Annotated in this window: 7 protein-coding genes and 1 pseudogene; 5 read left to right on the top strand and 3 right to left on the bottom strand. The window is 68.7% G+C overall.

What is annotated here, in order from left to right:
* Positions 1 to 8 precede the first annotated feature (8 nt).
* From ASC70_RS11305 to ASC70_RS11285, 5 genes are read left to right on the top strand one after another with little or no spacing between them, the layout of a single operon-like run.
* The gene (locus tag ASC70_RS11305; protein WP_056050090.1) at positions 9 to 3,140 is read left to right on the top strand and encodes a multidrug efflux RND transporter permease subunit; all 3,132 of its coding nucleotides are present in this window, start codon (positions 9 to 11) and stop codon (positions 3,138 to 3,140) included.
* A complete protein-coding gene (locus ASC70_RS11300; protein ID WP_056050089.1) occupies positions 3,137 to 6,340 on the top strand; it encodes an efflux RND transporter permease subunit in 3,204 nt (1,067 codons plus the stop codon). Before ASC70_RS11305 ends, ASC70_RS11300 begins: the two co-directional genes overlap by 4 nt.
* Positions 6,337 to 7,761 carry an efflux transporter outer membrane subunit gene (locus ASC70_RS11295; RefSeq protein ID WP_056050087.1) on the top strand — a complete coding sequence of 475 codons (1,425 nt, stop codon included), beginning with the start codon at positions 6,337 to 6,339 and terminating at the stop codon, positions 7,759 to 7,761. The genes ASC70_RS11300 and ASC70_RS11295 overlap by 4 nt, the downstream gene beginning before the upstream one ends.
* 49 nt (positions 7,762 to 7,810) lie before the next feature.
* On the top strand, positions 7,811 to 8,977 hold the full coding sequence (locus ASC70_RS11290) for an acyl-CoA dehydrogenase family protein (RefSeq protein WP_056050085.1): 1,167 nt from the start codon (positions 7,811 to 7,813) through the stop codon (positions 8,975 to 8,977).
* Positions 8,977 to 9,777, top strand: coding sequence for a MaoC family dehydratase N-terminal domain-containing protein (locus ASC70_RS11285; protein ID WP_056050082.1), 801 nt, complete (start codon positions 8,977 to 8,979; stop codon positions 9,775 to 9,777). Before ASC70_RS11290 ends, ASC70_RS11285 begins: the two co-directional genes overlap by 1 nt.
* A 150-nt stretch (positions 9,778 to 9,927) precedes the next feature.
* On the opposite strand, the gene ASC70_RS11280 is transcribed toward ASC70_RS11285, so the two are convergent.
* The 3 genes and pseudogenes from ASC70_RS11280 to ASC70_RS11270 all read right to left on the bottom strand — a co-directional run bounded on the left by ASC70_RS11280 (position 9,928) and on the right by ASC70_RS11270 (position 21,874).
* Positions 9,928 to 12,378, bottom strand: coding sequence for an FkbM family methyltransferase (locus tag ASC70_RS11280; RefSeq protein ID WP_056050080.1), 2,451 nt, complete (start codon positions 12,376 to 12,378; stop codon positions 9,928 to 9,930).
* Positions 12,357 to 14,375 (bottom strand): N-acetylglucosamine transferase, encoded by a 2,019-nt coding sequence (locus ASC70_RS11275; RefSeq protein ID WP_056050078.1) that lies wholly within the window; start codon positions 14,373 to 14,375, stop codon positions 12,357 to 12,359. Before ASC70_RS11275 ends, ASC70_RS11280 begins: the two co-directional genes overlap by 22 nt.
* A gap of 154 nt (positions 14,376 to 14,529) precedes the next feature.
* Positions 14,530 to 21,874 (bottom strand): annotated as a pseudogene (locus tag ASC70_RS11270) (ice nucleation protein).
* Between the last annotated feature and the right edge of the window lie 172 nt (positions 21,875 to 22,046).

Genomic DNA, 22,046 nt, shown 5'->3' with positions numbered 1-22,046 from the left:
CCGCCCCGATGAACCCCTCGCGTCCCTTCATCCAGAGGCCGGTCGCCACGGCCCTGTTCATGGCCGCCATCGTCCTGGCGGGCCTGGTCGGCTTCCGGCTGCTGCCGCTGTCGGCTTTGCCGCAGGTCGATTATCCGACCATCCAGGTCCAGACCCTGTATCCGGGCGCCAGCCCCGAGGTGATGAGCCAGACGGTCACCGCGCCGCTGGAACGCCAGCTGGGCGAGATGTCGGGCCTGGCCCGGATGAGCTCGGTGAGCACCGCCGGGGCTTCGGTGATCACCCTGCAATTCAATCTGGGCGAGACGCTGGACGTCGCCGAGCAGGAGGTGCAGGCGGCCATCAACGCCAGCGGCTCGCTGCTGCCGGCCGACCTGCCCGCCCCGCCGGTCTACGCCAAGGTCAATCCGGCCGACGCACCGGTCCTGACTCTGGCGATCACCTCCGACACCCTGCCGCTGACCGAGGTGCAGAACCTGGTCAACACCCGCCTGGCTCAGAAGATCAGCCAGGTTTCCGGCGTGGGTCTCGTCAGCCTCTCGGGTGGCCAGCGGCCGGCCATGCGCATTCAGGCCGACACCCAGGCCATGGCCAGCTACGGCCTGACCCTGTCGGACGTGCAGACCGCGATCAGCAACAGCAACGCCAACAGCGCCAAGGGCAGCTTCGACGGCCCCACCCGCAGCTACACGATCAACGCCAACGACCAGCTGCTCAGCGTCGACGACTATCGCTCGCTGATCGTCAGCTACAAGGACGGCGCCCCGATCCGCCTGTCCGACATCGCCCAGGTCGTCGAGAGCGCCGAGAACACCCGCCTGGGCGCCTGGGCCGACAAGACCCCGGCCATCATCGTCAACGTCCAGCGCCAGCCCGGCGCCAATGTCATCAAGACCGTCGACGCGATCAAGGCCAAGCTGCCGGAGCTGCAAGCGGGCCTGCCCGCCACCCTGGACGTCAAGGTCCTGGCCGACCGCACCACCGGCATCCGCGCCTCGGTGCACCATGTCGAGATCGAGCTGCTGCTGGCCGTGGTGCTGGTGGTGCTGGTGATCTTCTTCTTCCTGCACAGCCTGCGCGCCACGGTGATCGCCAGCCTGGCCGTGCCGATCTCGCTGATCGGCTCGTGCGGGGTGATGTATCTGCTGGGCTTCAGCCTCAACAATCTCAGCCTGATGGCCCTGACCATCGCCACCGGCTTCGTCGTCGACGACGCCATCGTGATGATCGAGAACATCACGCGCCACCTGGAGAAGGGCGAGAAGCCCATGGAGGCGGCCCTGAAGGGCGCGCGCGAGATCGGCTTCACGATCATCTCGCTGACCATCTCGCTGATCGCGGTGCTGATCCCGCTGCTGTTCATGGGCGACGTGGTCGGGCGGCTGTTCCGCGAGTTCGCCATCAGCCTGGCCATCACCATCCTGATCTCGGCCGTCGTCTCCCTGACCCTGACGCCGATGCTGTCGGCCCGCTGGCTGGCCTCGCATCCAGAGCAGGAGTCCAAGGGGATCAGCCGCAAGGCCCAGGACCTGTTCGAGCGTGTCGAGGCCCGTTACGAGACGGCCCTGGCCTGGGTGCTGGAGCGCCAGGCCGCGACCCTGGTCGTCGCCGTCGCCACGCTCGTCCTGACCGCCGTGCTCTACCTGGTCATCCCCAAAGGCCTGTTCCCGACCCAGGACACCGGCCAGCTCCAAGGCCGCACCGAGATGGCCCAGTCGGTGTCGTACGATCGCATGTCGGCCCTGCAGCAGCAAGCGGCCGAGGCGATCCTGGGCGACCCGGCCATCGAGAACGTCGCCTCGTTCATCGGCGTCGACGGCGCCAACAACGCCATGCTTCACACCGGCCAATTGCAGATCAACCTGAAGCCCGACCGCTCGGGCTCGCAGGAACGGATCATGCAACGGCTGCGCGACCGCGTGGCCAATGTCGCCGGCGTCACCCTCTACCTGCAGCCCACCCAGGACCTGACCATCGACGCCGAGACCGGGCCCACCCAGTACCGCCTGTCGCTGGAAGGCGCCGACACCGCCACGATCAAGGAATGGGCCGGGAAGCTGACCGCCCAGCTGGCCAAGGTGAAGGCTGTCCGCAACGTCTATTCCGACGCCTCGGCGACCGGTCAGGCCGCCTTCGTCGACATCGACCGCGACACTGCCGCTCGTCTTTCCATTACGGCGTCCGATGTCGACGACGCGTTGTACAGCGCCTTCGGCCAGCGGATCGTCTCGACCATCTTCACCGAAACCAACCAATACCGGGTGATCCTGGAGGCCAAGCCCGGCGTCCTGACCGACCCCACCACCCTGGGCAATCTGAACCTGAAGACCGGCGGCGGCCTGCCCGCGCCGCTCGCCGCCTTCTCGACCATCAAGACCCAGCAGTCGCCGCTGCAGGTCACCCATGTCGCCCAGTTCCCGGCCACGACGATCGGCTTCGACACCGCGCCCGGCGTCTCGCTGGGCCACGCGGTCGACGAGATCCGCCAGGCGATGAAGGCGATCGACATGCCCGTATCGGTCACCCACACCTTCCTGGGCGCGGCGGGGGCCTATCAGAACTCGCTGTCGAACCAGCTGTGGCTGATCCTGGCGGCCGTGGTCTGCGTCTACATCGTACTGGGCGTACTCTACGAGAGCTACATCCACCCGCTGACCATCCTGTCGACCCTGCCCTCGGCCGGGGTCGGGGCGTTGCTGGCCCTGTGGATCACCGGCAACGACCTTGGCGTCATCGGGATCATCGGCATCATCCTGCTGATCGGTATCGTCAAGAAGAACGCGATCATGATGATCGACTTCGCGATCGACGCCGAGCGCGAGCAAGGCAAGTCGCCGCACGAGGCCATCTTCCAGGCCGCCGTGCTGCGCTTCCGGCCGATCCTGATGACCACCCTGGCGGCCTTGTTCGCGGCCATCCCGCTGATGCTGGGCTTCGGCGAGGGCGCGGAGCTGCGGCGGCCGCTGGGCATCGCCATCTTCGGCGGCCTGCTGCTGTCCCAGCTGCTGACCATGTTCACGACACCGGTCGTCTACCTGGCCTTTGACCGTTTGGCGCCCGCCGGCAAACATCGGACCACCGATGAAGGCCCGCACGGCGACCGGATCGATCCCGAGCCGATCCCGGGGGCGCCGTCGTGAACCTGTCCGCGCCCTTCATCCGGCGGCCGGTCGCCACCATCCTGCTGACCCTCGGCGTCGCCATGGCCGGTATCGCGGCCTTTTTCGTGCTGCCGGTCTCGCCCCTGCCGCAGGTGGACTTCCCGACCATCTCGGTGTCGGCCAACCTGTCGGGCGCCAGCCCCGAGACCATGGCCTCCAGCGTCGCCACGCCACTGGAGCGAAGGCTGGGCGTGATCTCCGGCGTCAACGAGATGACCTCGCAGAGCTCCAACGGCTCGGCGCGGGTCACCCTGCAGTTCGACCTGAACCGCAAGATCGACGGCGCCGCGCGTGAGGTGCAGGCCGCGATCAACGCCGCCCGCGCCGACCTGCCGGCGACACTGCGCAGCAACCCGACCTACCGCAAGATGAACCCGTCGGACGCGCCAGTGATCATCCTGGCCCTGACCTCTGACACCAAGACACCGGGCCAGATCTACGACGCGGTCTCCAACGTGGTGGCCCAGCGCCTGGCCCAGGTAAGCGGCGTCGGCGACGTCGAGATCGGCGGCGGCTCGCTGCCGGCGGTGCGGATCTCGACCAACCCGTTCCTGCTCAACAAGTACGGCGTGGCCATGGAGGACATCCGGGCGGCCATCCAGTCGGCCAACGCCAACCGTCCCAAGGGCGCGCTGGAGGGCAATGGCCAGCGCTACCAGGTCTATACGACAGGCGCGGGCCGCAAGGCCGCCGACTATGCCGGCCTGGTGGTGGCCTGGCGCGGCGACGCCCCGATCCGGCTGTCCGATGTCGCGGATGTCACCGACAGCGTCGCCGACACCCGCACCCTGGGCCTGTTCAACGGCAAGCCGGCCATCATCGTGCTGATCACCGCCCAGCCCGGCGCCAACATCATCCAGACGGTCGACAGCGTCCGCGCCACCCTGCCCGAGCTGCGCGCCCAGCTGCCGGGCGACATCAGCGTGGCGGTGGCCAGCGACCGCACCAACTCGATCCGCGCCTCGCTGCACGAGATCGAGGTCACCCTGCTGATCTCGATCATCCTGGTGATCGTGGTGGTCAGCGTCTTCCTGCGCAGCGCCCGCGCCACCTTCATCCCGGCGGCGGCGACCATCGTCTCGCTGCTGGGCACATTCGGCGTGATGTACCTGCTGGGCTTCAGCCTGAACAATCTCAGCCTGATGGCCATCACGGTCGCGACCGGCTTCGTGGTCGATGACGCCATCGTGGTGCTGGAGAACACCGCCCGCCACATCGAGAAGGGCATGGACCGCTTCCAGGCCGCCCTGCTGGGCGCGCGCGAGGTCGGGTTCACCGTGCTGTCGATCAGCATCTCGCTGGTCGCGGTCTTCATCCCCTTGCTGTTCATGGGCGGCCAGGTCGGGCGGCTGTTCCGCGAGTTCGCCGTCACCCTGTCGGCGGCGGTGCTGATCTCGCTGGTCATCTCGCTGACCACCACGCCGATGATGTGCGCCTACCTGCTGCGGCCCGAGCGCAAGGACAAGGAAGGCCCGATCGCCCGCTTCTTCGAGCGCGCCTTCGCCGTCGTTCATCGCGCCTACGAGCACAGCCTGGACTGGGCCCTGGCGGCCAAGCCGCTGGTGATCCTGATCCTGGTCGCGGTGATCGCCATGACCGCCTGGCTCTACATCGCCGTGCCCAAGGGCTTCTTCCCGCAGCAGGACAGCGGCCAATTGAACGCCGGCATCCGCGCCGACCAATCGGTCTCGTCCCAGGCCATGCAGAAGAAGCTGCGGCAGGTGGTCAATATCATCCGCAAGGACAAGGCGGTCGACACGGTCGTCGGCTTCACCGGCGGCAACCGGGCCGGCGGCGGGTTCCTGTTCGTGAACCTGAAGCCGATCGGCGAGCGCAAGGAGAAGGGCTCGGTGGTCATCGCCCGCCTGCGGCCCCAGCTGCAGCGCGTCACCGGCCTCAACGTGTTCCTGAACCCCGTCCAGGACCTGCGCATGGGCGGGCGACAGAGCAACTCGACCTACCAGTACACCCTGACCAGCGACAACAGCGCCGACCTCAAGGAATGGTCCGCCAAGCTGGCCGAAGCGATGAAGGCTCACGACGACGTGCTGACCGACGTCGATTCCGACCAGCAGGAGAACGGCGTCGAGACCCTGGTCAACATCGACCGCGACAGCGCCGCGCGCTTGGGCGTCACGCCGCGCGCGGTCGACAACGCGCTCTACAACGCCTTCGGCCAGCGCCAGGTCGCGACGATCTACGAGGACGTCAACCAGTACGCGGTGATCCTGGAGTGGCAGAAGCCGTTCGCCCAAGGCCCCGAGGCGCTGAACGACGTCTATGTCCCGACCCGGCCGGCTAGCACGACGGCGACCACCACCTCGGCCGAGCCCAGCGTCAATCCAGCGCTGCGCGATCCCTCGACCGGTTCGGCCCTGAACACCGCCGCCACGGCCATGACCCCGTTGCCGGCCATCGCCACGGTCGTCCAGAACGCCACCCCGACCTCGGTCAACCACCAGAACGGCGAGCTGGCCACGACGATCTCGTTCAACCTGGCCGACGGAAAGGCGCTGGCCGACGCCCAGACGGCCGTGGCCCAGGCCGAGGCCGAGATCGGCATGCCCACCACCGTGCGCGGCAGCTTCCAGGGCCAGGCCCGTCAGGCCAACGACCAGATGAAACAGCAACCCCTGCTGATCCTGGCCGCCATCGTGGCGATCTACATCGTGCTGGGCATCCTCTACGAGAGCTACGTCCACCCGGTCACGGTGCTGTCCACCCTGCCCGCCGCCGGCGTCGGGGCGGTGTTGGCCCTGCTGATCTTCAAGATGGAGTTCTCGATCATCGCCCTGATCGGGGTCTTCCTGCTGCTGGGGATCGTCAAGAAGAACGCCATCCTGATCATCGACTTCGCCCTGGACGCTCAGCGCAGCCGAGGGCTGACGGCACAGGAGGCCGCGCGCGAGGCCAGCCTGCTGCGCTTCCGTCCGATCCTGATGACCACCTTGGCCGCCGCCTTGGGCGCCCTGCCCCTGGCCATCGGCTTCGGCGAAGGCGCCGAACTGCGCCGGCCGCTGGGCGTGGCCATCATCGGCGGCCTGATCGCCAGCCAGCTGCTGACCCTGATCACCACCCCCGTGGTCTATGTCTATCTCGATCGCCTGCGCGGCAAGGCGCGCGACAAGGACGAGCGGCATCTGGCCCACCACCCGCACGCGCCGGAGCCCGCACGATGACCCACCTTTTCCGCATCGCCGGATCCGCCTGCCTGCTCGTCCTGCTGGCCGCCTGCTCGATGACGCCCGCCTACGAGACGCCGGTCCTGAAGACCCCCGCTCCGGCCGCCTACAAGGCGCTGGAGGGCTGGAAGACCGCGACGCCGACCGACCACCTCGACCGGGGCGACTGGTGGACCCTGCTGGGCGATCCCCAGCTGAACACCCTGGCCGAGCGCGTGAAGGTCGACAACCAGACCATCGCCGCCGCCGAGGCCGCCTATCGCCAAGCCCGCGCCATCGTCCGCGAGCAGCGCGCCAGCCTGTTCCCGACCGTCGACCTGTCGGCCTCGGCCACCAAGTCCGGCGGCGGCGGCACGCGCAGCACCCCGTCGGGCGGCGGCAGCACGAACGCCGGCGACACCCAGCGCTACCAGGTCGGCATCGGGGCCAGTTGGGAGCCGGACGTCTGGGGTCGCATCCGCGCCGGGATCAGCGGCGCCGAGGCCAGCGCGGAAGCCAGCGAGGCCGACCTCGCCGCCGCCCGGCTGTCGGCTCAGGGCGAACTGGCGACAAGCTATCTGGGCCTGCGCCGCGCCGACGCCGAGATCGCCATGGTCCAAACGACGGTGGAGGGCTATCAGCGCAGCCTCCAGATCACGACCAACCGCTACAACGCCGCCATCGCGCCCAAGTCCGACGTGCTGCAGGCCCAGGCCCAGCTGGCCAACGCTCAATCGACCCTGGAAGGCTTGGTCCAGGACCGCGCCACCTTCGAGAACGCCATCGCCGTGCTGGTCGGCGAGCCGGCCAGTTCCTTCCGCCTGGCGGCCGACGCGGCCTGGAAGCCGGTCGTGCCCGAGATCCCGATCGGCGTGCCCTCGACCCTGCTGGAGCGCCGCCCCGACGTCGCCGCCGCCGAACGTCGCGTGGCCGCCGCCAACGCCGATATCGGCGTGGCCCGCGCCGCCTTTTTCCCGACCTTCAATCTGAGCGCCGACGGCAGCTCGACGGCCAGCAAGCTGGGCGACCTGTTCGCGGCCTCGGCCAACACCTGGTCGCTGGGTCTCTCGGCCGCCCAGACCCTGTTCGACGCCGGCGCGCGGCGGGCGCGCGTGGCGCAAAGCCGCGCCGCCTATGACGCCGCCGCCGCCGACTACCGCCAGACGGCGCTCCAGGCCTTCGAGGACGTCGAGAACCAGCTGACCGCCGCCCGCACCCTGGAGCGGCAGTACGCCCTGCAACTGACCGCCTCCCAGGCGGCGGACCAGACCGAGCAGATGCTGCTGAACCAGTACCGCGCCGGCCAGGTGGCCTATACCGACGTCGTCGCGGCCCAGGCCTCGGCGCTGACGGCGCGGCGGGCCCTGGTCACCACGGCGGTGTCGCGCCAGACCACGGCGGTGGCTCTGGTCCAGGCCTTGGGCGGCGGTTGGCGGTGACCCAGGGTCAGGCTGGACGCGGCCCGCCTCAGGCCCGAAGCTGGCGGCCATGTCCGCCTCCGCCGATCCCGAACTGATCGAAGCCCTGCGCCAGACGGTGCGGGCCCTGTGCCGCGACTTTCCGCCGGCCTATTGGCGCGCCCTGGACCGCGAAAAGGCCTACCCCACCGACTTCGTCGCCGCCATGACCAAGGCGGGGCTCTTGGGCGTGCTGATCCCCGAGGAATACGGTGGCGGCGGCCTGGGGCTTACGGCCGCGGCGGCGATCCTGGAGGAGGTCCACGCCAGCGGCGGCAACGCCGCGGCGCTGCATGCTCAGATGTACACCATGGGCACGGTGCTGCGGCACGGCTCGACGGCGCAGAAGGAGACCTGGCTGCCGAGGATCGCCGACGGCTCGATCCGCCTGCAAGCCTTCGGGGTCACCGAGCCGACCGCCGGAAGTGACACCACCGCGATCTCGACCTTCGCCCGCCGCGAGGGCGACGCCTATGTCGTCAACGGCCAGAAGGTCTGGACCAGCCGGGCCGAGCATTCCGACCTGATGGTCCTGCTGGCCCGCACCACGCCCAAGGACCAGGTCGCCCGAAAGAGCGAGGGCCTGTCGGTGTTTCTGATCGACATGCGGGAGGCCAAAGGCGCCGGCCTGACGATCAAGCCGATCGCCACCATGCTGAACCACGCCACCACCGAGGTGTTCTTCGACAACCTGGTCATTCCCGAGGGCAGCCTGATCGGCGAGGAAGGCAAGGGCTTCCGCTACATCCTGGACGGCATGAACGCCGAGCGGATTCTGATCGGGGCCGAGTGCCTGGGCGACGCCGCCTGGCTGATCGGCAAGGCCAGAGACTATGCCAACAGCCGGGTCGTGTTCGGCCGGCCGATCGGCCAGAACCAGGGCGTGCAGTTCCCGATCGCCCGCGCCTACGCCCAGGCCCACGCCGCGCGCTTGACCGTCTATGACGCCGCCGCCCGCTATGACGCCGGTCAGCCGTGCGGCGAGCAGGCCAATATCGGCAAGATGCTGGCCTCGGAGGCCTCGTGGGCCGCGGCCGAGACCTGCCTGCAAACCCATGGCGGCTTCGGCTTCGCCGAGGAGTACGACATCGAGCGCAAGTTCCGCGAGACGCGGCTCTACCAGGTGGCGCCGATCTCGACGAACCTGATCCTGGCCTATGTCGCCGAGCACGTGCTCGGCCTGCCGCGCTCGTACTGATGCGCGCCTTCGCCGACTGGATCGGCCGCCAACGGCGGCGGACAGCGATGCTGGAAGCGTCGGACCTGGCGCGGCTGGCGGCGGTGCTGGATCGCCCGGCGCCGCCGGCGGAGGTCCCGCCCGCCTGGCATTGGGCCTGCCTGGCCGAGTCCATTCCCCGGTCGAACCTCGGCCCGGACGGCCATCCGAAGCGCGGCCTCTTTCTGCCGCCGATCGAGGCGCCGCGCCGGATGTTCGCGGCGGCGGAGATGAGCTTCGTCGGGCCCCTTCTCCCTGGTCGCGAAACCGAGCTGGTCGAGACCATCGCCGACGTCACGGAGAAGGCCGGCGGCAGCGGGCCGCTGACCTTCGTCACCGTCGACCGGACGTTCAGTCAGCAGGGCGAGGTTCGTGTCAGCGAGCACCAGACGATCGTCTACGCCGCCGCCCCGCCGGCGCCACGTACGCCCGACGCCGCGCCTTCGCCCCCCGCCGACTGGAGCCGGGAGACCGTGACCGATCCGGTGCTGTTGTTCGGCTTCTCGGCGGCGACCGCCAACAGCCATCGCATCCACTACGACCAGGCCTATGCGATGGAGGTTGAGGGTTATCCAGGCGTCGTGGTCCACGGGCCCTTGATCGCTTTGCTGTTGCTGGAAGCCATGCCCGCGCGGCCGCTGACGCGCTTCGCATTCCGGGCATTGAAGCCGGCCTTCGCCCGAGAAACGATCACGGCGCGAGGCCGGTTGATCGATGGCGGCGCGGAGCTTTGGGCCGAGACCGGCGGCGCGATGCTGATGAAGGCGCGCGCCGAGTTCTGATTTTCCTCCCCCTCTGGGGGAAGGGGACCGCCGAATGGCGGTCGAGGGGCCCTGTGAGGTGGCGGACGCACCACCGCTTCGCCCCCCCTCCGTCTCGATGCGTATTCGCATCGATCCACCTCCCCCCTAATAGGGAGGAAGAAGGCCGCCCTACTCCTCCAGCGTCGACGTATCGAAGCCGTGGTACAGCGACAGGAACCGGAACGGGTGACCCGGCACGTACTCGCTGAACATGACGTTGTTGATGTCGCTGAAGGTGTCGAAGGCCCCGATCGTGACGTCCGGAACGTGCAGCGCCAGGTGATGGCGGGCCAGGTTCAGGGCCACCTGGTCGATCCACCGCGTCACGGTCTCGCGCGACAGCCGCTCATCAAGATAGGCCCGCAGCCAGCGCAGCAGGACCGCCGTCGCCGGGGTCGGGCGGGCCAGCAGCAGGTTGGCGGTGATGCGCGAACCGGCCTGGATGTTACGGTCGTTCTCGTTGATCACCAGATCGGCGTGAGACCATTGCTCCAGCAGGTCCGAGACGCCGCGCTGCAGCAGCAGGTCGATGTCCGACACGAACACGGGCCGTTGCAGCAGCTCCAGCAGGCCGCCCAGGCGCTGGAAACGCACCGACTGGTAATGGGCGACCGGGATCTCGATCAGGCCCTTGGGCGGAGCTTCGTAGCAGAGGGTCTTCACGGTCGAGGCGTCGAAACCGTCGCCGGTGAAGATCACCCGCGGGTCGTCGATCCCGACCGTCGCGGCGGCCTCCGCCAGGCGCTCGCCGCCGCCGATCACATGGAGGACGACCAGGAACGGCACGTCGCTGTGCTTGAGCACCGACAGGGCCAGCCAGCGGCCATAGAGCTCGACATAGCGCTCGTCGGCGGCGGCGAAGAACACCGCCTGCACGCCCAGCGCGTCGGCGTGAGCCTTGAGACCGTCGCCGTCGAGCGTCTGGCCGTCGCCGGTCAGGAAGGTCTGGGGACCGTCGTCCGGCGCATCCGGCGTGGGCCCGTCGAGGTTGGCGCCGGTCAGGGAGTCCATCACGACGCGATAGTGGATCACCCAGTCGGTCCATTCGGGCGTGGGCGCCTGGACGTCCATGGCCGCCGCCTCGGCCAACAGGGCCTCGAACAGGTCGAGACGCTCGCGGGTCAGGGGCTCGCACAGGATCAGGCTGACGGCGTCGTGGTAGAATTTCATCCGCCCCAGCGGATGCAGGCCCGAGCGCGGATCGCGCGCGGTGGCGACCGCCTGGGCCAGTTGGGCGGCGACGTCGATCCCGGCCTCTTCGGACAGCGCCTCGGGCGTTGCGCTCCCCAGGTCGGCGCCGGGGGCGACGCCCTCGAAGAAGTGGCCCATCAGGGCCAAGGCCTGCTCGCGGCCGGGAAGAGCCCCTTCCCCGCCAAGAACCTCGAACCGCAGCCCGCCGCGCCAGCCGACCTGCAACTCGAATTGCCGCGGGGCCTGCTCCCAGACCGTTTCGCCCGGGAAGGTCAGATGCTCGATCAACGGCGTCTTGGGCGCCAAGACCAGAACGCCGTCGACGCTGTCCACGCCCCAGCGGTGATGGGCGAAGCCGCGATGCGCGCCTTCCGGCTTCAGGACTTCCAGATAGCGCGAGGGCGTGGTGATCCAGCCCGCCTCGGCGACCAGCGGCAGCCGCTCCAGCAGCACCGACGGTCGCGCCAGAACCTGCAGCGCGTGCGGCGTCACGGCGTAATCGAACCGCCCCTCGCGCGCCACATGCGCCAAGACGGCGCGGTAGCTGTCCGGATCAGAGAGGTCGCCGGGAAACTCGGCGCCCGTTCCGCCCAGGGTCGCATCGCGCAGGTCCTCGGGCCAGCCGGGAGGGCCGCCGCCGATCAGCAGGACCCGGAAGCTCGCGTTCTGCGCCTTGCGCGCCCGCAGATGGGCGACCAGCCCGCCCAGGTCGTTCAGCGCCGTCAGTCGGCTGAACTGCGACGGGCGCGCCACACGGCGCTTGAACAGAAAGTCCATCTGCAGGATGCCGTCGTGCGTCTCCTCCAGGCGATGGAACTCGGTGACGTCGGCCGGGACGAAGCCCATGGCCGCCAGCTGGGCGAAGACGTCCTCGGCGGGTGGCGCGCCCTCGTTGAAATTGACCAGCGAGATCTCGATCAGGATGTAGTCGGCCTGGCGCAACACGGCCTGCCCGCCGCGCAGGACATCCAGCTCCGATCCTTGGGTATCGATCTTGACGAAGTCGAAGCGGCGACCGGCGAACAGGTCATCCAGTCGGACCTTGGGCGCCGTCTGGCGGACCATGATCTCGTCGCGGAAATAGTGGGTGTTCTCGCGGTACAGCGAGGTCCCGGTCGATTGCAGCCAGTCCTTGGACAGGAACAGCTCGGCCTCGCCGTTCTGGTCGGACGCGGCGACCATGTGCCGCTCGAACGGCGTCCGGGCGAGCGCCTCCTCACAGTATGGATTGGGCTCGACCAGGGTCGGGACGCAGTCTGGAAACGCCTGCAGGAAGTCGCGGGTGAAGTCCCCCACATTGGCCCCGATATCGAGGACGTGGCGCGGGGCGTAGCCGTCGAGTTTCAGCGCCTCCAGCTGCTGGCGATTCACCGGGCTTCGCCTTCCCACAGCCGGTGGTCGGCGGGGATGGCCTTGACCTGGTGACGCCGGGCCAGCTCGTGGCGATAGAGGCCGTGCAGGTCGGGTTCGGCCTGCATCTCGCGGTCGTCGCGGTCCAGCGACAGGCCGATATCGAGATAGGTCTCGAAATTGGTAAGGTTCGGCCGAGGCCGCTGGCCGGCCTGGTGCTCGGCGATCATCTCGTCGTAGAGCGCCTCCAGCTTGGCGGTCAGCAGGTCCATGTCGAACAGCACGCAGGCGTCGCGGCTGGCCTCCAGCGTCGCGCGCAGAGCCTGGGTTCTTTCGCGGTCGGCGCCGAGCTCGACCGCTTTCTCGACATAGGCCCGCGCGCTGTCGACCACCAGTTCGGGCAGGCCCGCGCTGCGCACCAGGCTGCCGCAGACCCGCGAGGCGAAGCAGCGGCCCGACCAGGTCAGCATCGGCACGCCCATCCACAGCGCGTCCGAGGCCGTGGTGTGGGCGCCGTAGGGCGTGGTGTCCAGGAACAGGTCCGCCAGGCGATAGCGCGCCAGGTGAGCGGCATTCGGCATCTTCGGCGCGAAGATCAGGCGCGTGCGATCGACGCCCCGCGCCTCGGCCGCGTCGCGCAGACGGGCGTTGGTCTCGGGATTGCTGTCCAGCAGCCACAGAACGCTGCCGGACGTGCGCTTGAGGATCTCCATCCAGCGGTCGAACACGTGCGGCGTGATCTTTTGCGTGCCGTTGAAGCAGCAGAACACGAAGCCGTCCTCGGGCAGACCGGCTTCGGCCCGGGTCGGGACGTGCTCGTCCACCTTCCGGCGGCGGTCGTTGGGCTGGTAGCAGGGGATGCGGCGGACGGCCTCGGAGTAGTAGAGCTCCATCTCCGGCGGGATGATCCACGGATCGGCGATGATGTAGTGGTGGTAGTCGCTGCCCATGGTCCCGGGATAGCCCAGCCAATTGACCAGGATCGGCGCAGGGCGGCGCGCGAAGACGGCGGTCCGGGCGTCGCGGGTGTGGCCGTTGACGTCGACCAGGATGTCGATGCCGTCCTCGGCGATGCGCTGGGCGGCCTCGTCGTCCGTCATCGGACGAATGTCGGTGAAATGCTCGACGGCGGCGCGGATGCGGGTGTTGAGGCCGTCGCTGGACTCGGGGCCGCAATAGTAGGCGAAGACCTCGACCTTGGACTTGTCGTGCACCTCGAACAGCTCGGCCATCAGATAGCCGACGGCGTGGTCGCGCAGGTCCGACGAGATGTAGCCGATCCGTGGCCGGCGGCCCGCGAGATCGATCGGAGCGTCGCGACGGTCGGCGCGAATCTGGTCGGGCGTGGTCTTGGCCTCGCGCTCGCTGAACCGGTTGCCGGCGGCCAGTTGCAGGAGGGGGTCGTCGGTGTAGGCGGCGATCGACAGCGGGTTGACGCCCTTCAGCAGGGTCTTGCGGCTCAAGCGGTCGGTTGGCTGCAACGCGGGCCATTTGCATTGGCTCAGGCGCGTGGCCACCAGTTGTCCGATCACGTCCATCGCGTGCGGATCCAGGTCGGCGGCGCGCTGCAAGGCCATCTCGGCGCGGGCGGGCTGGTGGATCTCGCCCAGCAGGCGCGCGATCTGCTTGAGGCAGGTGAAGGCGTAGCTGACGCCCATGCCGTTCATGACGGCGGGGCGGTTGGCGCCCGCCTCCCACGTGACGATCGCCAACTCGTGCAGCCCAGCGCGCTCCTGCAGACCACCCAGATTCACATAGGCCGGCAGAAAATCGGCGTTCAGGGCGATAGCGGCTTCCAGAGAGGCCGCCGCCCCGGCGTTATCGCCCAGGGCCGCCTGCAGGACGGCGCGGTTGAAATGCGCCACGCACAGCTGCGGATGGTCAGGGTTGAAGCGGATCCAGACCTTGTAGGCCTGGTCGGCCAAGGCCGGCTGCCCCCCCTGCCCCAAGGTCGCGGCCAGGGTGATCACGTCGCCGAGCGGGCAATTCTCGGCGGTCAGCTTGCTGAGCATATCCAGCGTGTCGACGTCGGCCATTGTCTTCCTGAAACCGGTGGGCGGCCGACAGCCGCGCGCGAACATGGCGCGCGAGTCAGCCGAACACGATCATGGCATGGGGAAGGACGCTCGACCAATGGCCGAGAAGCGGTCCGCCGCTCGCGCCTGTGGGCGCGAGCGGCGTAGGCCAGGATCAGCTGACGTTCAGATACGCGGCGATCTGCGAGTCGTTCAGGCTCTGCACCTGGGTGGCGGTCAGGGCGTTGGCCTGAGTGCTGGACATCGCCGAGATGTTGGTCGTCGAGAGATAGTCCAGCTGGGTTGAGGTCAGGCCGGACAGTTGCGTAGCCTGCAACTGGCCCATCTGGGTGGTGTTCAGGGTGTCGATCACCGTCGTCGACAGCGCGCCCAGCTGGGTCGAGGTCAGCGACGCCAGTTGGGTGTCCGCCAGGTCGCCGACGTCGGTTGCCGACAGGCCCTTCAGCTGCGTTCCCGTCAGACCCTTGATCTGGGTCGTCGACAGGGCGGCGGTTTGGGTCGAGTCCAGCGCCGAGACGTTGGTCGCCGACAGGGCCGCCAACTGCAGGATGCTGAGCGCGGCGATCTGGGTGTCGGCGAACTGGCCGATGTCCGTCGTCGTCAGGCTCGACAGCTGCGTCGCGGCCAGACCCTTCACCTGGGTGCTGGTCAGAGCGCCGACCTGGGTGCTGTCCAGGGTCGAGAAGGCGGTCGCCGTCAGCGCGCCCAGTTGCGAGCCGTTGAGGGCGCCGATCTGGGTGGTCGACAGCTGTTGCGCCTGGGTCGTGGCCAGGGCCCCGATCTGGGCGTTGGTCAAGGCGGCCACCTGGGTGTCGGCCAATTCGCCGATGTCGGTGGTCGTCAGGCCCTTCACCTGGTCGACGGTCAGGCCCTTGACCTGGGTCGCGCTCAGGGCGGTCATCTGGGTCGCGTCGAAGGCCGAGAGGTTGGTCGTCGACAAGGCCGCCAGCTGGCTGGTGGCCAGGGCCTGGATCTGGGTGCCGGCGAGTTCGCCGATATCCGTCGTGTTCAGGCCCTTCAGCTGGTCGACCGTCAGGCCCTTGATCTGGGTGGTGGTCAGCGCCGCCGTCTGGGTCGCGTTCAGGGCCGAGACGTTGGTCGCCGTCAGAGCGCCGATCTGGCCGGCCGACAGGGCCGACAGCTGGGTCGTGGCCAGCTCGCCGATGTCGGTGGTCGTCAGGCCCTTCAGCTGCGTCGCCGTCAGACCCTTGACCTGGGTCTCGCTCAGCACCGCCACCTGGGTGGCGTTGAGGTTCGAGAAGCCCGTCGCGGTCAGGGCGCCCAGCTGGGTCGAGGTCAGAGCGCCCACCTGGGTGTCGGCGAGGTCGCCGATGTTGGTGGTGCTCAGGCCGGCCAGCTGGCTGCTGTTCAGGCCCTTGATCTGGGTCGTCGACAGCGCGCTCACCTGGGTGGCGTTCAGCAGGCTGACATTGGTGGCCGCGATCGCCCCGATCTGGGTGGCCGTCAGGCCGCCGATCTGGGTGGTCGACAGTTCCTGCACCTGGGTCGAGGCCAAGGCCCCGATCTGGGCGGCCGAGAGCGAACCGATCTGGGTCGCCGAAAGCTCGTCGATGTCGGTGACCGACAGGCCCTTCAGCTGGGTCGTCGACAGCGCCTGGATCTGAGTGTTGCTCAGCGCCGCGACCTGGGTGTCGGCCATGGCCGAGATGTTGGCGGCCGAGATGTTCTTAAGTTGGTCCGCGGTCAGGGCGCCGATCTGGGTGGTCGCCAGCTCACCGATGTCGGTGGTGGTGAGGCCCTTCAGCTGATCGGCGTTGAGGCCCTTGATCTGGGTCGTCGACAGCGCCGCCACCTGGGTGGCGTTCAGGGCCGAGAAGCCCGTGGCCGTCAGCGCGCCCACCTGGCTCGCCGTCAGGGATGTCCGTGGTCGTCAGGCCCTTCAGCTGCGTGGCGGTCAGGCCCTTGACCTGGGTCGTGGTCAGGGCCGCGGTCTGGGTGGCGTCCAGGGCCGAGAAGGCCGTGGCCGTCAGCGCGCCCAGCTGGGTCGGCGTCAGCGCCGCCACCTGAGTGTCGGCCAGTTCGCCGACATCCGTAGCGTTCAGGGCGGTCAGCTGGCTGTTGGTCAAACCCTTGACCTGGGTCGTCGACAGCGTGCCCACCTGGGTGGCGTTCAGCGCCGAGAAGCCCGACGTCGTCAGGGCGCCGACCTGGGTCGCGCTGAGCGCGGTGATCTGGGTCGTCGACAGCTGTTGCGCCTGGGTCGTGGTCAGGGCGCCGACCTGGGCCGTGCTCAGGGCCGCGACCTGGGTGTCGGCGAGATCGCCGATGTCGGTCGTCGACAGACCCTGGATCTGGGTGTTGGTCAGGCCCTTGATCTGGGTCGCCGTCAAGGCCGCCGACTGGGTGGACGACAGCGCCGAGAGGTTGGTCGTCGACAGGTTCTTGATCTGATCGGCGGTCAGGGCGGCCACCTGGGTGTCGGCCAGCTCGCCGATGTCCGTGGTCGTCAGGTTCTTCAGCTGATCAACGGTCAGGCCCTTGATCTGGGTCGTCGACAGCGCGCCGACCTGGGTGGCGTCCAGGGCCGAGAAGCCCGTGGTCGTCAGGGCGCCGATCTGGGACGCGGTGAGGGCGCCGACCTGGGTCGTGGCCAGCTCGCCGATGTCGGTGACCGTCAGGCCCTTCAGTTGCGACGCCGTCAGACCCTTGATCTGGGTCTCGGTGATGGCGCTGACCTGGGTGCTGTTCAGCGTCGAGAAGCCGGTCGCCGTCAGCGAGCCCAGCTGGGTCGCCGACAGGGCGGCCACCTGGGTGTCGGCGAGGTCGCCGATGTTGGTGGCCGTCAGGTTCTTCAGCTGGTCGGCGGTCAGGCCCTTGACCTGGGTCGTCGACAGCGCGCCGACCTGGGTGGCGTTCAGCTGCGTGACATTGGTCGTCGAGATCGCCGCGATCTGGCTGGCCGCGAGGCCGCCGATCTGGGTGGTCGACAGTTCCTGCACCTGGGTCGAGGCCAAGGCCCCGATCTGGGCGGTCGAGAGCGCGCCGACCTGGGTCGACGAAAGCTCGTCGATGTCAGTGACCGACAGGCCCTTCAGTTGGGTCGCGGTCAGGCCTTGGATCTGGGTGTTGCTCAGCGCCGCGACCTGGGTGTCGGACAGGGCCGAGACATTGGCCGCGGAGAGGTTCTTCAGCTGGTCGGTGGTCAGAGCCGCGACCTGGGTCGTGGCCAGCTCACCGATGTCGGTGGTCGTCAGGCCCTTCACCTGGTCGGCGCTCAAGCCCTTGATCTGGGTCGTCGACAGCGCCGCCACCTGGGTGGCGTTCAGGGCCGAGAAGCCCGTGGCCGTCAGCGCGCCCACCTGGCTCGCCGTCAGGGTGACCGTCAGGCCCTTCAGCTGCGTCGCCGTCAGACCCTTGACCTGGGTGGAGCTCAGCGTCGCCACCTGGGTGGCGTTCAGGGCCGAGAAGCCGGTCGCCGTCAGCGCGCCCAGTTGGGTCGGCGTCAGGGCGGCCACCTGGGTGTCGGCCAGTTCGCCGATGTCGGTGGTCGTCAGGCCGGCCAGCTGCGAGGTCGTCAGGCCCTTGATCTGGGTCGCCGACAGCGCCGCCACCTGGGTGGCGTCGAAGGCCGAGAACTTGGTCGCGCCGATCGCGCCGATCACCGTGGAGCTGAGGCCCGAGATCTGCGTCGCCGACAGGTTCTGCACGTTCAGAGCCGTGACCTGCGAGGACGACAGGGCGGAAATCTGGGTGTCGGCCAGCTCGCCGATATCGGTCGTCGTCAGACCGGCGATCTGGGTGTTGGTCAGGCCCTTGATCTGGGTGACCGACAGGGCCGCGGTCTGCGTGACGTCCAGCGCCGACAGGTTGGTGGCCGAGAGGTTCTTGATCTGGTCCGCGCTCAGGGCGCCGATCTGGGTGTCGGCCAACTCACCGATGTCGGTGGTCGTCAGACCCTTCAGCTGATCGGCGGTCAGGCCCTTCACCTGGGTCGTGGTCAGGGCCGCGACCTGGGTGCCGTTCAGAGCCGAGACATTGGTCGCGGTCAGGGCGCCGATCTGCACGGCCGACAGGGCCGCCACCTGGGTCGTCGCCAGTTCGCCGATGTCGGTGGTCGTCAGACCCTTCAGCTGCGTCGCCGTCAGGCCCTTGACCTGGGTTTCGCTCAGCGCCGCCACCTGGGTGGCGTTCAGGGCCGAGAAGTTGGTGGCGTTCAGGGAGCCCAGCTGGCTGGCCGAGAGGGCCGCGAACTGGGTGTCGGCCAGGTTGCCGATGTTGGTCGTGTTGAGGCCGGCCAGCTGGCTGCTCGTCAGGCCCTTGACCTGGGTCGTGCTCAGCGCGCCCAGCTGGGTGGCGTCCATCAGCGAGACGTTGGTCGCGGTGATCGCGCCGATCTGGGTGGCGGTCAGGCCGCCGATCTGAGTGGTCGACAGCTCCTGCACCTGGGTCGAGGCCAGGGCGGTGATCTGGGCGGCCGACAGCGCGCCGACCTGGGTCGCCGAAAGCTCGTCGATGTCGGTGACCGACAGGCCCTTCAGCTGGGTCGTCGACAGCGCCTGGACCTGGCTGTTGCTCAGGGCCGTGACCTGGGTCTGGTTCAGCGCCGAGACGCTGGTTGCCGTCAGGTTCTTGATCTGATCGGCGGTCAGGGCGGCCACCTGGGTGTCGGCCAGCTCGCCGATGTCGGTGGTGGTGAGGCCCTTCAGTTGGTCGGCGGTCAGGCCCTTGATCTGGGTCGTCGACAGCGCCGCCACCTGGGTGGCGTTGAGGGTCGAGAAGCCCGTGGCGGTCAGCGCGCCCACCTGGCTCGCCGTCAGGGCGGCCACCTGGGTGTCGGCGAGGTCGCCGATGTCGGTGACCGTCAGGCCCTTCAGTTGGGTCGCCGTCAGACCCTTGATCTGGGTCGTGGTCAGGGCGGCGGTCTGGGTGGCGTCCAGGGCTTGCAGGCCGGTCACGGACAGCGCGCCGACCTGGGTCGGGGCCAGGGCCGCGATCTGAGTGGTCGCCAGTTCGCCGATGTCGGTCGCGTTCAGGGCGCCCAGTTGCGAGGCCGTCAGGCCCTTGACCTGGGTCTCGTTCAGAGCGCCGACTTGGGTGGCGTCCAGCGCCGAGAAGTTGCTGGTCGAGAGCGCGCCCACCTGCGAGGCGCTCAGCGCGCCGATCTGGGTGGTCGACAGGCTCTTCACATTGGTCTGGCTGAGCGCGGAGATCTGCGAGGTGGCCAGGGCCGCGATCTGGGTGTCGGCCAGTTCACCGATGTCGGTGGTGCTAAGGCCGGCCAGCTGGGTCGTGGTCAGACCCTTGATCTGCGTGCTCGTCAGGGCCGCGACCTGGGTGCCGGCCAGGGCCGAGATGTTGGTCGCCGACAGGTTCTTGATCTGGTCGGCGCTGAGGGCGCCGATCTGGGTTGTCGAAAGCTCGCCGACGTCGGTGGTCGACAGGCCCTTCAGCTGGTCGGCGGTCAGACCCTTGATCTGGGTCGTGGTCAGGGCCGCGACCTGGGTGCCGTTCAGGGCCGAGACGTTGGTCGCCGTCAGGGCGCCGACCTGCGCGGCCGACAGGGCCGCGACCTGGGTGTCGGCCAGCTCGCCGATGTCGGTGGCCGTCAGACCCTTGAGCTGGGTGGCCGTCAGGCCCTTGATCTGGGTCTCGGTGATCGCCGCCACCTGGGTGGCGTTCAGGGTCGAGAAGCCGGTCGCCGTCAGGGCGCCCAGTTGGGTCGAGGACAGGGCCGCGACCTGGGTGTCGGCGAGATCGCCGATATTGGTGGTGCTGAGGCCGGCCAGCTGGGCGGTCGTCAGGCCCTTCAGCTGGGTCGTGCTGAGCGTGCCGACCTGGGTAGCGTCCAGCTGCGTCAGGTTCGTCGTTGAAAGCGCGCCGATCTGGCTCGAGGACAGGCCGCCGACCTGGGTGGTCGTCAGCGTCTGGACCTGGGTCGTGGCCAGGGCGCCGACCTGGACGGTCGTCAGGGCGCCGACCTGGGTCGACGAGAGCTCGCCGATGTCCGTGGTCGTCAGACCCTTGACCTGGGTCGTGGTCAGGGCGGCGACCTGGCTGTTGGTGAGCGCCGTGACCTGGGTCTGGTTCAGGGCCGAGATGTTGGCGGCCGAGAGGTTCTTGATCTGGTCGGCGGTCAGAGCCGCGACCTGGGTGTCGGCCAGCTCACCGATATCGGTGGTGGAGAGCCCCTTCACTTGGTCGGCGGTCAGGCCCTTGATCTGGGTCGTCGACAGCGCGGCGACCTGGGTGGCGTCCAGCGCCGAGATGTTGGTGGCGGTCACGCCGGCCAGCTGCGTGGCCGCGAGCGCCCCGACCTGGGTGTCGGCCAGTTCGCCGACGTCGGTGACCGACAGGCCCTTCAGCTGGGTGGTCGTCAGACCCTTGACCTGGGTCGTCGACAGGGTCGCGACTTGGGTGGCGTCGAGCGCCGAGAAGGCGGTCGCCGTCAGCGCGCCCAGCTGCGTGGCGCTGAGCGCCCCGACCTGGGTGGTGCTCAGTTCGCCCACGTCCGTGGCGTTCAAGGCGCCGACCTGGGCCGTCGTCAGGCCCTTGATCTGGGTCTCGCTCAGCGAGCCGACCTGGGTGGCGTTCAGGGCCGAGAAGTTCGTCGCGCTGAGCGCGGCCACTTGGGTCGAGCCCAGCGCGGCCAATTGCGTCGTCGCCAGCTGCTGGACCTGGGTCGAAGCCAGGGCGCCCAGCTGCGAGGCGTTCAGGGCGCCGACCTGGGTGTCGGCCAGTTCGCCGATGTCGGTGGTCGTCAGGCCCTTGATCTGGTCGTTGGTCACGCCCTTGATCTGGGTGACCGACAGCGCCGCCGTCTGGGTGGCGTTCAGGGCCGAGAAATTGGTCGCCGACAGCGCGCCGACCTGGGCCGCCGAGAAGGCGCCGACCTGAGCGGCGGACAATTCGCCGATGTCGGTGGTGGTCAGGCCCTTCAGCTGCGTCGGGGTCAGCGCAGCGATCTGGGTGGTGCTGAGCGCGCTGACCTGGGTGCCGTCCAGGGCCGACAGATTCGTGGTGGTGAGCGCCGCGAGGCGGTCGCCCGACAGGGCGCCGACCTGGGTCGCGGACAGTTCGCCGATGTCGGTGGTCGACAGACCCTTCACCTGGCTGGCGGTGAGGCCCTTGATCTGGGTCTCGTTCAGCTGCCCGACCTGGGTGGCGTCGAAGCCCGAGAAATTCGTGGCCGACAGCGCGCCGATCTGCGTCGAGCTGAGGACGGCGATGTGGGAGACGTCGAGCGAGGCCAGCTGGGTCGAGGTCAGGGCCGAGACCTGCTGGGTCGAGAGCTGGGTCAGCTGGGTGACGTCGAAGGTCACCGAAGTGGCGAACTTCGGGATCTGGGTGGCGGTGAGCGCCTTGACCTGTGTCGTGCTGAGCGCGGCGACCTGGGTGTCGGCGAGCGCGCCAATCCCGGTTGCGCTGATCGCGGCGACCTGGGTCCCGCTGAGGGACTGGATGTCCGTCGTCGACAGGCCTTGGATCGCGGTGACCGTGAGGCTCGAGATCTGGGCGGCGGAAAGGCTCGAGATCGACATGCATCCATCCTTGCTGGGTGGACACGCCCCCGAGCGCGTCACATAGCAATCTGGAGACGCCCCCCAACTCAAGCGTCCCGACAACAAGCCGCACTACGGCCTGATCGGCGTAACCTTATTTCCTTTCCAAGACCTTTCAACGAGACATGCGGACGCAGCGCTACTCTTGCGA

It is taken from the genome of Caulobacter sp. Root343 (genome assembly GCF_001425745.1).
Taxonomy (GTDB): domain Bacteria; phylum Pseudomonadota; class Alphaproteobacteria; order Caulobacterales; family Caulobacteraceae; genus Caulobacter.
This window is presented reverse-complemented; position numbering and strand designations above follow the sequence as displayed.